Below are 12,862 nucleotides of genomic sequence, written 5' to 3'. Positions count from 1 at the left end.
GCCCGGTCACGACGAAGCTTCCCCCGCCGCTTCCCCCTCCCGCTTCTCCTGGAGTTTCCGCAGCAGCTCACGCTTGTCCGCCCGCGGGTCCCGTGCGCCGCCGATCCGGCCGTCGCGGTCGCCGCCGCGCAGGGCCTTGCGGCCGATGTTGTTGCGTGTGCCGCCGACTCCGAGCATGCCGCCCGATCCACCTCGTGCCATGACCTGCTCCTTCACTCATCCGACTCATAACGAGACGTCTCGTCTCGCTCGATGCCTTCACTCTCCGGCGAGACGGACCGTCTTGTCAACCTGGTAGGTTCGCCCCATGGCCACCCGCAACTCCAAGCAGCCCGCCGCCCCCGACACCACCCGTCGCAGCGAGAAGTCCCGCCGCGCCATCTACGACGCCGCCCTCGATCTCGTCGCCGAGGTCGGCTATCCCAAGACCACGATCGAGGGCATCGCCGCCCGTGCCGGAGTCGGCAAGCAGACGATCTACCGCTGGTGGTCGTCGAAGGCGGAGGTGCTGATGGAGGCCTTCCTCGACCTGAGCGAGCAGGCGGCACGGGAGGCCGGTCCCGAGGAGACGTACACCATTCCGGACACCGGGGACCTCGCCGCCGACCTCAAGGCCGTACTGCGACTCACCGTCGACCAGCTCAAGGACCCCCGCTTCGAGGCCCCCTCCCGCGCCCTGGCCGCCGAGGGCGTCGTCAACGAAGAGGTCGGCCGGGCCTTCATGACAAAGCTCCTCGAACCGTCGCTCCAGCTCTACGTCGACCGGGTGCGCGCCGCCCAGGAGGCCGGCCAGGTGCGCCCCGAGATCGACCCGCGCATCGCCCTCGAACTCTGGGTCTCCCCCCTCGCCCAGCGCTGGCTCCAGCACACCGGCCCGATCACCTACGACTACACCGACACCCTCGTCGACTACGCCCTCCACGGCATCGCACCCCGCTGAGTGGCTCACCTCGCTTCCGGCCCCCCGAAGCCGAGGAAAGTGGGACCATAAGGCATGCTGTTCCGCACGACAGCGAGGCGAGGGTGATAGATGAGCGCGGAGTCGGGAGGCCGGACCGGCCTGCAGGGCAAATTCTCCCAATGGCTGCGCGGACGCCGGCCGAAGGAGGCCGCCGCCGGGAACGAAGGCGGTCGTGAGGCCCTGCTGCTGGCCGCTGCCTCAGCGGGACTCCCGCTCGCGCCCGCCGCGCATCCCGCCCCCGGGTACCGGTGTTCCTGCGACCGGGTCGGATGTCCCACGCCCGCCCGGCATCCCGTGTCCTTCGCCTGGCAGACCCAGTCGACCACCGACCGCTCCCAGATCGAGCGCTGGGCCCGGCACCAGCCGCAGGCCAACTTCATCACCGCGACCGGCATGGTCCACGACGTCCTCGACGTCCCCCTGGAGGCCGGGCTGGAAGCGCTGGAGCGGCTCCTCGGCTCCGGGATCGAGGTCGGACCCGTCGCCGAGAGCGACGACGGCCGGCTCCTGTTCTTCACCCTCACCCGCGGCACCCCCGAGGACGAGGACGAGTGGTGGCCGTGCGAACTGGACTGCCACCCCGAGACGGCCGACGAACACCCCGGCCTGCGCTGGCACTGCCGGGGTTCCTACGTCCTCGTACCGCCCGCCCGGCTCCCCGGCGACCAGGCCGTGCACTGGGTCCGCGGCCTCGAACACCCGCTGCCCGACCCGCTGAGCCTCCTGGAAGTCCTCACCGACGCCTGCTCCCGCTACGTCGGCGAGGAGCCGGACCACGAGAACGCGGCCTGGCCCCTGCGCCGGTAGCGGGCGGGCCGATCGCTACGAACCCTTCGCGGACGTCAGTCCCTGGATCCGGCCGAGCACGGTGACCTTCTGCCCGCCCGCGCCCTTCGGGGGATCGACGGCCACCGAGTTGGAGACGATCTCCATCGTCAGGGACTGCTTGATCTCGCCGGTCGTCAGGGCCCGCACGGCATCGTTGGTGGGGATCGAGGTGCCCGGGGCGGCCGTCTGCTTCGTGTAGAGGTGCGTGGCGAAGAACACCAGCGCCCCGCCGTCCGTGGTGCGCAGGGCCAGCGGTTGGTAGTCGCCGCTCGTCATCGGTTCGTCGATGTACTGGGTGACCAGGCCCGGCCGCTTGCCGTCCTTCGCGCGGGCCGCACGCCATGTGCTGGTGTACGCGCCGTCCGCGAAGGTGTCGCTGCCGTTCTTGAGGTAGGTCGCGTACTCCTGGCCCACCTCGCCGGGCGGGACGGCCAGTTCGGCCGAGTTCACCGGCACGGTCTCGGCCCAGCCGTCCGCGTCCTTCTTGAACTGCGGCACCTTGCCCTCGGCCACCAGCGTCAGATACGCCGCCTGGAACGGCTCGTTCAGGCCGTTGCGGGTGAACACGAGGAGCCAGCGCGCGGTGCCGCCCTTGTTGCCGGCCGCGTCGGCGACGAACCAGCGCGGCCAGCCCGCCTTCTTCGGGATGGTGTACGTGACGTCCGACAACTTCAGCGGAGTGTGCGTGGCGTTGCCGCTCGGGCTGTTGGCCTTGCCGGCCTTCAGCCGTGCCGCGTCGATGGCGCCGAGTGCCCCGGTGACGTGGCCTGCGTCCAGCGAGCTGTCGTACGCCTTGTCCGCCGCGTTGTACGCGTTCGTGAACTGCTGAAGCGCCTTGGCGGCCTCCGCCTTGGTGGTCGCGGGAAGCACCTCCCGCTCGCCGTGCACCACCATGCATCCGCTCGCCGTCAACGACAAAGCGGTCACAGAGGCTGCTATCAGTGCGCTCCGGTCAAGCCTGCGGAGCCTTCGAGGGCCGCGATCCCTGCTCATCAGGTGCCTTCACCTTCCCCTTCCCGGAGGCGAACCCTACCGGGACGAGGAACAGCGCGAGTGTCGGGATCAAGTACAGCAGCCACACCGTGACCTGAAGGACGGTCGGGTCCGGCTGGAAGTTGAACACGCCCTTGAGGAGCGTGCCGTACCAGCTGTCCGGCGGGATGGTGTCGCTGATGTCGAAGGCCTTGTTGGTGAGGCCCGGCAGCCAGTCGGCCTCCTGGAGGTCGTGGAAGCCGTACGCCAGCACGCCCGCCGCCACGACGACCAGCATCCCGCCGGTCCAGGTGAAGAACTTGGCCAGGTTGATGCGCAGGGCGCCGCGGTAGAACAGCCAGCCCAGCAGGACCGCCGTGGCGATACCGAGGGCCGCGCCGATAAGCGGGCGTGGGGTGCCGTCGCCGGCCGCGTGCACCGACGCCCACACGAACAGGGCGGTCTCCAGACCCTCCCGGCCCACCGCGAGGAACGCGGTGGCGACCAGGGCGGCGGTGCCCATCTGCAGGGCGGCGTCCAGCTTGCCGTGCAGCTCGGACTTCAGATGCCGGGCGGTGCGCCGCATCCAGAAGACCATCCACGTCACCAGGCCGACCGCGAGCACCGACAGGGAACCGCCGAGGGCCTCCTGCGCCTCGAACGTCAGCTCCTGGGAGCCGAATTCGAGCGCGCACCCGAAACCGAGGGCGAGCGCGACCGCGACGCCGATGCCGATCCAGATGGGCCTCAGGGCGTCCCGGCGGCCCGTCTTCACCAGGTAGGCGATGAGGATGCAGACGACCAGGCTGGCTTCCAGCCCCTCGCGCAGACCGATCAGGTAGTTGGAGAACACGGGTCAGGCCTCCTTGGAGAACAGCGTGCTGCCCCACCAGTCGTCCTTGTCACGGACGCCGGGCGGGACGGCGAAGACCGCCGAACCCACATGCTGGATGTACTCGTTGAGCGCGTCCGTGGCCAGATGGCGCTGGATCCGGATGAAGCCCTCGCGGACGTCCTTCTGGTACGCGAGGAAGAACAGGCCCGCCTCCAGCCGGCCGAGGCCGTCGGTGCCGTCGGTGAAGGAGTAGCCGCGGCGCAGGATCGTCGCCCCGTGGTTGGAGTCGGGGTGCGCGAGCCGGACGTGCGCGTCGGGCTTCATCGCGGGCAGGAACGGCTTGTCGCGCTCCTTGGCCTTGCCGACCGGGGCGCCCTCGCCCTTGTCGCGGCCGAAGACGTCCTCCTGCTCCTGCAGCGAGGTGCGGTCCCACGTCTCGATGTGCATGCGGATGCGGCGGGCGACGAGATAGGACCCGCCGTCCATCCACGGGGCGTCCTTGGCGTCCTTGGCGGAGTCCACCCACACGAACTTCTTCAGCCGGTCCGTCTCCGTGCCGGCGATGTTGCGGGTGCCGTCCTTGAAGCCCATCAGGTTGCGCGGGGTCTGCGCGTCGGGCGTCGTCGAGGACGTCTTGCCGAAGCCGAGCTGCGACCACTTGATGACGACCTTGCCGAAGCCGATCCGGGCGAGGTTGCGGATCGCGTGCACGGCGACCTGCGGGTCGTCCGAGCAGGCCTGGACGCACAGGTCGCCGCCGCTGCGGTTCTTGTCGAGGTTGTCCCCGGCGAACTGGGGGAGGTCGACGAGCGCCTCGGGCCGCCGGTCGGCCAGGTCGAACTTCTCGAAGAGGGACGGCCCGAAGCCGATCGTCAGCGTCAGCCGCGACGGCTTGAGCCCGAGCGCCTCCCCGGTGTCGTCCGGCGGCGCCTCGGCGAGACCGCCGTACGCCCCTTCGCCGACCGCCTTGCCCGCGGTCATCCGCCACGCGGCCGCCGTCCACTCCTTGAGCATCTGCACGAACGCGGCGCGGTCCTCGGTCGTCACGTCGAACGCGGCGAAGTGCAGCCGGTCCTGCACAGGCGTGGCGATGCCCGCCTGGTGGGCGCCGTGGAACTCGACGGCGGCACCGGCCTCGGCCGCGGTCGGTTCGATGTCGTCGCCGGTACGGGTCATCGCGACCGCGCCACCGGCAGCGGCGGCACCGAGCGCGAGCCCGGCCCCGCCCCAGCCGATGAGCGCGCGGCGCGAGGGAGCCGTGGTCTTTTCTTCGTCCGTCATGGCGCCCGCCTCAGGAAGACTTGGTGACGACGGCGGCGGCGAGCTTGGACAGCGGCTCAGCGAGCGCGTTCACACCGTCCGACAGCTGCTTGCGATCGCCGTCACCGACCTTGTCGTACGAGGTGAAGTCGTAGGACGTCTTGTCGGCGCGGTACTTGTCTAGCAGCGTGTTCAGCGCGGCGAACTGCTTGTCGAGCTCGGTGACCAGGGCCGCGTCGTTCTCCTCGGCGACCGGCTTCAGCAGCTCGTACGACTTCTCCGCGCCCTCGACGTTGGCCTTGAAGTCGACGAGGTCGGTGTGCGAGTAGCGCTCCTCCTCGCCGGTGACCTTGCCGGTGGCGACCTCGTCGAGGAGCTCCTTGGCGCCGTTGGCCATCGAGGTCGGGGTGATGTCCGCCTTGCCGACCCGGTTCTGCCAGTCGGTGAGGTCGGTGATCAGCTGGTCGGCGAGGGTCTTGTCCTCGGCGGTGATCTTCTTGTCCTGCCAGAGGGACTTCTCGAGCCGGTGCCAGCCGGTCCACTTCTGCCCGCCCTCCAGCCCGTCGGCCCGCACATCGACCTTCGGGTCGATGTCCCCGAAGGACTCGGCGACCGGCTCGGTGCGCTCCCAGCCGATCCGGGAGGGGGCGTAGGCCTTCTTGGCGGCCTTGAGGTCGCCGGCCTTGACCGCGGCGGCGAAGGTCTTCGCGAGCGGCAGGGTGGCGTCGGCCTGCTCCTGCGCGTACTTGCGGTACGCGGCGACGGCCGAGTCGAGGCGCGGGTCGCGCTGGGCCACGGTCCCGCCGGTGGCCTTGACCTCCTGCCGGATGCCGTCGCCCTTCATGCCGGGCTTGCAGGCGATCGTGTAGTCGCCGGCCTTCACCTCGGCGGTGACCTTCTGCCTGGTGCCGGGGCCGATGTTCTCGCGCTCGGCGACGATCCGGTCGTCCGGGAAGAGGACGTAGACCTCGGTGACCTTGGATCCCTTGTTCTCGATGGCGAGCTCCACGTGGCCGGCCGGGAACGCCTTCTTGGAGACCTCGCACTTGCTGTCGGTCGCGGTCACGTCGATCACGCGGTCGCTGTCGCCCGAGCTTCCCTTCTCCGTGCACCCCGTGACGGCGGTCAGGGCTGCCACGGCGGTGAAGGTGAGGACGGACAGTCTGGCGGCGCGCATACGAGCTCCTGAGAGGGTTGGATAGGCTCGCCTAACTTATCTGAGGCTTAGCTATGTATGGCTCAAAGTAATTGCCAAGTAAAGGTCAAGGGAGATTCAAAGACTTGGCTCCGAGGGCGCGTGGAGTTGCGGGACGTGCTCGGATGCTTCAATTTCCCCGTGAGTGACTACGACGTGCTGCGCGTCTTCTGCGCGCCCAACGGCGGCTACGGCAATGAGCTGGGCGTCGTCCGCGAGGGATCCGTGATGCCGGACCGGGACGAGCGGCAGGCGTTCGCCGCGAAGCTCGGGTTCAGCGAGACCGTCTTCGTCGACGATCCCGAGCGAGGGGTCATCGACATCTACACGCCCTCCGTCCGGCTCGCCTTCGCCGGCTACCCGTGCGTCGGGGCGGCCTGGTTGCTCGACGTGCCCGAACTCGTCACGCCCGCCGGGGTCGTCGGTACCCGGCTCGACGGGGAGTTCAGCTGGATCGAGGCGCGGGCCGAATGGGCGGCCCCGCGGACCTTCCGCCAGTACGGCACCGCCGCCGAGGTGGACGATCTGAGCATCCCGGCGGCAGGGGAGTGGACTTACGCCTGGGCCTGGGAGGACGAGGCCGCCGGACGCATCCGGGCCCGTGGCTTCCCCGGCCGGGGCGACGGTGTCGAGGAGGACGAGGCCACGGGCGCCGCGGCTCTCCAGCTCACCGCCGAACTCGGCCGGGCCCTGAACATCGTCCAGGGCGCCGGCTCCCAGATCCTCACGGCTCCGCAGCCGGGCGGATGGGTCGAGGTGGGCGGCCGGGTCTTCCTGGAGCGCTGAGGCCCACGCCGACTACGGCAGCGTCAGGATCTCCGCACCCGTCTCCGTCACCACCAGCGTGTGCTCGAACTGGGCCGTCCGCTTCCGGTCCTTGGTGACGACCGTCCACCCGTCGTCCCACATGTCGTACTCGTGCGTCCCGAGCGTCAGCATCGGCTCGATCGTGAACGTCATGCCGGGCTGGATGACCGTCGTCGCGTGCGGGCTGTCGTAGTGCGGGATGATCAGGCCGCTGTGGAAGGAGGAGTTGATGCCGTGGCCCGTGAAGTCCCGGACGACTCCGTAGCCGAAGCGCTTGGCGTACGACTCGATGACCCGGCCGATGATGTTGATCTGACGGCCCGGCCTGACCGCCTTGATCGCGCGCGCCAGGGACTCCCGGGTGCGCTCGACCAGCAGCCGGCTCTCCTCGTCGACGTCACCCACCAGGTACGTCGCGTTGTTGTCGCCGTGCACCCCGCCGATGTACGCCGTCACGTCGAGGTTGATGATGTCGCCGTCCCGGAGCACGGTGGAGTCCGGAATGCCGTGGCAGATCACCTCGTTGAGGCTGGTGCACAGGGACTTCGGGAAGCCCCGGTAGCCGAGCGTCGACGGGTAGGCGCCGTGGTCGCACATGTACTCGTGCGCCACCTTGTCCAGTTCGTCGGTGGTCACCCCGGGGGCGATCAGCTTCGCGGCCTCCGCCATCGCCCGGGCCGCGATACGGCCGGCGATGCGCATCGCCTCGACGGTCTCCGGAGTCTGCACCTCCGGACCCTTGTACGGCGTCGGCGCGGGCTTGCCGACGTACTCGGGGCGACGGATGTTTCCGGGCACGGAACGGATGGGGGACAGTTCCCCGGGCACGAGCAGCGACTGGCCAGACATGCCGACGAGTCTATCCAGCGGCAATGGGGGAACATTGCGGAGGCGAGAGGAGCAGGACATGCCCTTGTTCAAGAAGCGCGCGGGTGGCAAGCCGGGCGAGTGGTACTACTGCCTGGAGCACAAGAAGGTCGAGGAAGGGCCCCAGTGCCCGGCCAAGGACCGGTTCGGGCCCTACGCGAGCCGCAAGGAGGCCGAGCAGGCGATGGAGACGGCCCGCGAGCGCAACCTCGAGTGGGAGAACGACCCCAAGTGGCACGACGCCTCGGCGGCGGGCCGGGAGGACGACTGATCACACCTGGGCCGCGGTCCTCTGTTCCCGTACCTGGGCCGCGTGCTCGTCCGTGCGGGCGTCGTACGTCATCAGCTTCGGCAGACACAGGGCCAGCAGGCCCACCGCCCCCGCGCACAGCACCCCGCCCGACCAGACGGACGTCCGTACGCCCCACCACGCGGCGAAACCACCGGCCCTGACCTGGCCGACGGTCGGGCCCACCGAGTACGACAGCAGTTCGATCCCGGCGAGCCGACCGCGCAGCTCGTCCGGGATCGTCTGGTTCCACATGATCCCCCGGAAGATCCCGCTGACCATGTCGCATCCTCCGGCCACAGTCAGGAACAACAGCACCAGCCAGACGTTGCTCATGGTCCCGGCCGCCGCGATCGCCAGGCCCCACAGAGCCGCCGCGAGGACCACCATCCGCCCATGCCGGTGGATCCGCGCGGTCCAGCCACTGACCAGGCTCACCAGCAGCGCGCCGAGCGGAACGCTCGCATACATCAGGCCCAGCGACCACTCCGCGCCCAGCTCGTCCGCGAGGAACGGCAGCAGGGCCAGCGGCATCGCCAGGAACATCGCCGCGAGGTCGACGGCGTAGGTGCCGAGGAGTTCCTTGCGGCCCCAGGCATACCGCGCACCCTCCGCGATGGCCTTCAGCGACGGCTTGGCCGCCTCGTGGGAGGCGGGGGAGGCCGCGATCCGTACGACGAGGGCGACGGAGACCACGAAGGTCAGCAGGTCCGCGCCGTATGCCCAGCCGAGACCCGCGTAGGCCACCACCGCGCCCGCCAGCGCCGGGCCCGCGACCCCGCCGACCGTCCAGCGGAAGGAGTTCAGCGAGGCCGCCGCCGGGAGGTGGTCATGGGCCACGATCCGGGGCCAGAGGGAGTCCAGCGCCGGACGCTGCACCGAGACCAGGGCGGAGGACAGGGCCGCGACGACGTACAGCGGCCAGACGGCGGGGTGCGGAAACAGGGCGTTGAGCAGCAGGGCCGCGCTCAGCAGGCCCTGCCCGGCCTCGGTCCACACGATCAGCTTCCGCTTGTCCCACGCGTCCGCGAGCGCGCCCCCGTACAGCCCGAAGACGAGAAGGGGAAGCAGCTCCACGGCCCCGATCGCGCCCACCGCCGCGGCCGAACCGGTCAGGTCCTTCAGCTGCACCGGCAGCGCCACGAAGGTCAGGAAGCTGCCGAAGTTCGAGATCAGCCCCGCGTACCACAGCCGCCGGAAGTCCAGGGAGGCCCGCCAGGGGGCGAGGTCGGGAAGCATGGCGCGAAGGCCAGAGGGGGGTTCAGGGGCGTCGTCGGTCACGACCGGTCATGGTCGGCGGAGGCCTCCCGGTCCGGCAACCGCTTTTCGCCGCTACCAGCGGGCGGGAGGCGGCGCGGTCAGCTGGTCGGCCAGTCTCGACAGCCGGTCCCGGAACCGCCGCCGGCCCCTGGGGGTGGGGACGGCGTTCTCTCCGGCCGCCGCGCTCACCAGGTGCTGCACGGTGTCCAGGTCGAGGTCCGTGCCCTCCGGTACGGCCAGCGACTCGTGGGCCATCGCCGCGAGTTCGCCCTCGCCGGGGCCGAGGGAGAGGACCGTCGCGCCGGCCCGCCGGGCGTCGTTCACGTGCTCCAGAAGCGGGGCGCCCGGCCGGTCCGGGGACACCACAAGCAGGGTCTCGCCCCGCCGCGCCGCCGCGAGCCGACCCGGGCCGACCGACAGGTGCGCGGGGTCGGTGGGGCGCGCGTCGTGGCGTACGAGAGTGGGGGCCAGCTCCGGTGTCCCCGACCAGGCGGCCTCGTCGACCAGATGGGCCGCCAGGTGCCACGGTTCGTACTCCGGCGTGCCGACCAGGAGCAGCCCGCCCCCGTGCGAGACCACCGACCCCCGCAGTACGCCCGCGAAGCGTCGCGTGGCCCCCAGCCACTCGGTCCCGGCGAGCACTTCGCGCAGCAGCGCGACCCGTACGGCGTCCATGGGGTCGCATCCTGCCGCAAGCGGACCTCCGTGACCGGCCGTTCACCCCGAATTCGCCCGAACCGGGCAGAGAGGCACCGAGGACGACGGCCCGCCGGCGCCGGCCGGCACCGCCGACGGCCTGTCCGCCGCCTGCTGCGAGCCGGTCCGGATCGGGGGGGGGATCCAACCTGGCCCGGGTAGACGCCTCGCCCGTCGGGCGCCGCGACGAGGCCGGGGACCTCGCGCCCGTGACCGGATCACCTTCGGGAGGGCGCCCGTGACCCGGGTCACCGGCCGGGGCGAGCGGGGCGGACGTAAAGTCGGGCCCATGACCTCTACCGACAGTGCTGCACAGAAGGCTCCCGCCAAGGACCCCTGGGACCTTCCCGACGTCTCCGGACTCGTCGTCGGCGTGCTCGGCGGGACCGGGCCGCAGGGCAAGGGCCTCGCCTACCGGCTCGCCCGCGCCGGGCAGAAGGTGATCATCGGATCCCGGGCCGCCGACCGCGCGCAGGCCGCCGCCGACGAACTCGGGCACGGTGTCGAGGGCGCCGACAACGCCGAGACCGCGCGCCGCAGCGACATCGTGATCGTCGCCGTGCCGTGGGACGGCCACGGCAAGACGCTGGAGTCGCTGCGGGAGGAACTCGTCGGCAAGCTCGTCGTCGACTGCGTCAACCCGCTCGGCTTCGACAAGAAGGGCGCCTACGCGCTGAAGCCTGAGGAGGGCAGTGCCGCGGAACAGGCGGCGGTCCTGCTCCCGGACTCGCGGGTCACCGCCGCCTTCCACCATCTGTCGGCCGTGCTGCTCGAGGACCCGGAGGTCGAGGAGATCGACACCGACGTCATGGTGCTCGGAGAGGAGCGGGCCGACGTGGAGATCGTGCAGGCGCTGGCCGGCCGTATCCCCGGCATGCGTGGCATCTTCGCGGGCCGGCTGCGCAACGCCCACCAGGTCGAGTCGCTGGTCGCCAACCTGATCTCGGTCAACCGGCGCTACAAGGCGCACGCGGGGCTGCGGGTCACGGACGTGTGAGCCGATGGGGGACACTGGTCGGCGTAGCACAGCAGTGTCCCCCCGACAGGAGCCCGTCGACATGCCCCGCCTCGCCCTCTACGCCCTCGCCGTCTGCCTCCTCGCCGTCGCGGCGGCGGTCGTCTCCTTCACCCAGGGCAGCTGGCTGGGAATCGTGTGGGTGCTGCTGGCGGGGCTGTCGTCCAACATGTGCTGGTACTACCTCAAGCGCGGCAAGACCGACGCCTACCAGAAGCGGTAGAGGCTCCAGCCGATCGACGCCTCCACCTCGCTGACCCCGAGCCCGTTCAGGACCGTGTGGACCAGGTCGAAGAACACGGCGTTGACCTGCGGCACCCACAGCAGCGCGAACACGAACAGCAGGCCGAAGGGGGCGAAGGGCTCGATCTGGCGCTTGACGTCGTGCGAGAGCCAGGGCTCGATGATGCCGTAGCCGTCCAGGCCCGGTACCGGCAGGAAGTTCAGGATCGCGGCGGAGACCTGGAGCAGGGCGAGGAAGGCCAGCGCGAAGAGGAACTCCGCGGGTACGCCGTCGAGGGCGTCCAGCCAGAACGGGGCCGTGCAGGCGATCGCGAACAGGACGTTCGTGAGGGGGCCCGCCGCGGAGATCAGGCTGTGCCGCCAGCGGCCGCGGATCCTGTCGCGTTCGATGAACACCGCGCCGCCGGGCAGGCCGATGCCGCCCATGATCACGAAGATGACGGGGAGCACGATGCTGAGCAGGGCGTGGGTATAGGCGAGAGGATTGAGGGTCAAGTACCCCTTCGCCCCTATCGAGACATCGCCACTGTGCAGTGCGGTGCGGGCGTGGGCGTACTCGTGCAGGCAGAGGGACACGACCCAGGCGCCGGTCACGAACAGGAAGACGGCGATGTCGGTCCGCTCGGCGAATCCGGTCCAGGTGGCCCAGCCCGTCACCGCCGTCACGGCGACGATCCCGAGGAAGACCGGGCTGATCCGCCGGTCGCTGTGGCGGGTGGTGGCGGTGGTCATGGGGCTCCCTGAACTGGACCTGCGCGCGGTGGGACGGCCCGACGGTACCGGGCACAGGTGAAAACGTCTTGGGGTGGGGCGGAGGTTCCATGGAAGGGTGGGGGGCATGGGGCTGTGGCACGTGTTCTACGCGGACTGGCAGATGGAGTGCTGCGGTACGCCGTTCCCGGTGGGCGAGGAGGTGTGCTGGCCGCTGCTGTTCCATGCCGCCGACGACGTCCTCGGGGGCGGCTGGCGGGACCAGCTCACCGAGCTCGCGGGTCCGGTGGAACAGGGCGCCGAGCGGGTGCTGCGGGACAGGGACGGCCTGGTCGTCGGGGTCGGGGAGATCGCTGCGGCACCGGGCGGCACGGACCGGCTCGTCGGACTGCTCACGGTCGAGACGCACGGGGGCCGGCTGCCCGAGGTCCGCGGCCGGGTGCGGTGCGTGCAGGTCGTGACACAGGAGTACGGCGAGACGGTGCCGGGTTCGAGCACCTGGGAGCCGCTGCCGGGCCGCCGGTCCTTGCGGTCGGTGGACGCGAGCCCGAAGTGGTTCGCCGGCGGCGGGGGCCCGCGGTCCGAGGCAGGGCTCATGGTCACCCTGGAGGTCCCGGACACGGACTCGGGACTGTCGCACACGGTCCGCAGGACCCGGGGCATCCCGCCCGGCGCACCGCCCGGAACGGAGACCGAGGGCCTGCCGGCCGACGAACTCACCGAGCTGCTGGCGGGGCTGAGCGGGGCGTGAGTTCGCGGGGGTGGGGGACTGGTCCGTGCTCTCGGCGACTGCCCCGGTCCGGCGCGTGTGTACGGGGGCGATCGGGCCGTCGCCCCGTGAAGGGAGACTGTGGGCCTCTCGGCCGGCGAGGTGATGAGGCTGAGCGGGGCGTGAGTCCGTGGGAGTGGGGGTCTGAGCCGTG

16 protein-coding genes are annotated in these 12,862 nt (G+C 70.8%); 7 read left to right on the top strand and 9 right to left on the bottom strand.

Annotation, left to right across the window (positions count from 1 at the left end; all coding sequences use genetic code 11):
• Positions 1-6: 6 nt before the first annotated feature.
• Positions 7-201, bottom strand: a complete 195-nt coding sequence (locus BFN33_RS52760) for a DUF6243 family protein (RefSeq protein WP_141758019.1) — start codon at positions 199-201, stop codon at positions 7-9.
• 106 nt (positions 202-307) lie between these two features.
• Between BFN33_RS52760 and BFN33_RS35910 the strand changes: the two genes are divergently transcribed.
• Both BFN33_RS35910 and BFN33_RS35905 read left to right on the top strand, forming a co-directional pair.
• Positions 308-940: a TetR/AcrR family transcriptional regulator gene (locus tag BFN33_RS35910; protein WP_069764383.1), complete on the top strand. Its 633-nt coding sequence runs from the start codon at positions 308-310 to the stop codon at positions 938-940.
• Between the two features lie 90 nt (positions 941-1,030).
• Entirely contained in the window at positions 1,031-1,768 is a 738-nt protein-coding gene (locus BFN33_RS35905) for a bifunctional DNA primase/polymerase (protein ID WP_069764382.1), read from the top strand.
• A 15-nt stretch (positions 1,769-1,783) separates the two neighbouring features.
• On the opposite strand, the gene BFN33_RS35900 is transcribed toward BFN33_RS35905, so the two are convergent.
• Genes BFN33_RS35900 through efeO form a run of 4 tightly spaced genes read right to left on the bottom strand, consistent with a single transcriptional unit; the run spans position 1,784 to position 6,033 of the window.
• Positions 1,784-2,782, bottom strand: coding sequence for a hypothetical protein (locus tag BFN33_RS35900; RefSeq protein ID WP_079141165.1), 999 nt, complete (start codon positions 2,780-2,782; stop codon positions 1,784-1,786).
• Positions 2,742-3,614, bottom strand: a complete 873-nt coding sequence (efeU, locus tag BFN33_RS35895) for an iron uptake transporter permease EfeU (RefSeq protein WP_069764380.1) — start codon at positions 3,612-3,614, stop codon at positions 2,742-2,744. Before efeU ends, BFN33_RS35900 begins: the two co-directional genes overlap by 41 nt.
• A gap of 3 nt (positions 3,615-3,617) precedes the next feature.
• Entirely contained in the window at positions 3,618-4,877 is a 1,260-nt protein-coding gene (gene efeB / locus BFN33_RS35890) for an iron uptake transporter deferrochelatase/peroxidase subunit (protein ID WP_069764379.1), read from the bottom strand.
• A gap of 10 nt (positions 4,878-4,887) precedes the next feature.
• Positions 4,888-6,033, bottom strand: coding sequence for an iron uptake system protein EfeO (gene efeO / locus BFN33_RS35885; protein WP_069764378.1), 1,146 nt, complete (start codon positions 6,031-6,033; stop codon positions 4,888-4,890).
• Positions 6,034-6,192: 159 nt separating this feature from the next.
• Here efeO and BFN33_RS35880 point away from each other — a divergent pair, with 159 nt between their 5' ends.
• Complete coding sequence (locus BFN33_RS35880) at positions 6,193-6,837, top strand: PhzF family phenazine biosynthesis protein (RefSeq protein WP_069764693.1); 645 nt, start codon at positions 6,193-6,195, stop codon at positions 6,835-6,837.
• A 12-nt stretch (positions 6,838-6,849) separates the two neighbouring features.
• On the opposite strand, the gene map is transcribed toward BFN33_RS35880, so the two are convergent.
• On the bottom strand, positions 6,850-7,707 hold the full coding sequence (gene map / locus BFN33_RS35875) for a type I methionyl aminopeptidase (RefSeq protein WP_069764377.1): 858 nt from the start codon (positions 7,705-7,707) through the stop codon (positions 6,850-6,852).
• A gap of 58 nt (positions 7,708-7,765) precedes the next feature.
• Here map and BFN33_RS35870 point away from each other — a divergent pair, with 58 nt between their 5' ends.
• The gene (locus BFN33_RS35870; protein WP_069764376.1) at positions 7,766-7,996 is read left to right on the top strand and encodes a hypothetical protein; all 231 of its coding nucleotides are present in this window, start codon (positions 7,766-7,768) and stop codon (positions 7,994-7,996) included.
• Here BFN33_RS35870 and BFN33_RS35865 read toward each other — a convergent pair whose 3' ends face one another.
• Together BFN33_RS35865 and BFN33_RS35860 are read right to left on the bottom strand one after the other, a co-directional pair.
• Entirely contained in the window at positions 7,997-9,295 is a 1,299-nt protein-coding gene (locus BFN33_RS35865) for an MFS transporter (protein WP_069764375.1), read from the bottom strand.
• A gap of 51 nt (positions 9,296-9,346) precedes the next feature.
• The gene (locus tag BFN33_RS35860; RefSeq protein WP_069764374.1) at positions 9,347-9,949 is read right to left on the bottom strand and encodes a hypothetical protein; all 603 of its coding nucleotides are present in this window, start codon (positions 9,947-9,949) and stop codon (positions 9,347-9,349) included.
• A gap of 310 nt (positions 9,950-10,259) precedes the next feature.
• Between BFN33_RS35860 and npdG the strand changes: the two genes are divergently transcribed.
• On the top strand, positions 10,260-10,967 hold the full coding sequence (gene npdG, locus BFN33_RS35855; RefSeq protein WP_069764373.1) for an NADPH-dependent F420 reductase: 708 nt from the start codon (positions 10,260-10,262) through the stop codon (positions 10,965-10,967).
• A gap of 4 nt (positions 10,968-10,971) precedes the next feature.
• Entirely contained in the window at positions 10,972-11,208 is a 237-nt protein-coding gene (locus tag BFN33_RS35850; RefSeq protein WP_079141163.1) for a hypothetical protein, read from the top strand.
• Here the strand turns inward: BFN33_RS35850 and BFN33_RS35845 are convergent.
• Positions 11,193-11,960 (bottom strand): site-2 protease family protein, encoded by a 768-nt coding sequence (locus BFN33_RS35845; protein ID WP_069764371.1) that lies wholly within the window; start codon positions 11,958-11,960, stop codon positions 11,193-11,195. The two genes, BFN33_RS35850 and BFN33_RS35845, sit on opposite strands and share 16 nt — an antisense overlap.
• A 106-nt stretch (positions 11,961-12,066) precedes the next feature.
• Here BFN33_RS35845 and BFN33_RS35840 point away from each other — a divergent pair, with 106 nt between their 5' ends.
• The gene (locus BFN33_RS35840; protein WP_069764370.1) at positions 12,067-12,690 is read left to right on the top strand and encodes a DUF6578 domain-containing protein; all 624 of its coding nucleotides are present in this window, start codon (positions 12,067-12,069) and stop codon (positions 12,688-12,690) included.
• The last annotated feature ends 172 nt before the right edge of the window (positions 12,691-12,862 follow it).

The sequence above is a fragment of the Streptomyces sp. LUP47B genome (assembly GCF_001746295.1).
GTDB lineage: Bacteria > Actinomycetota > Actinomycetes > Streptomycetales > Streptomycetaceae > Streptomyces.
Note: the sequence above shows the minus strand (reverse complement) of the source record. Positions and strands in the feature narration are given on the sequence as shown.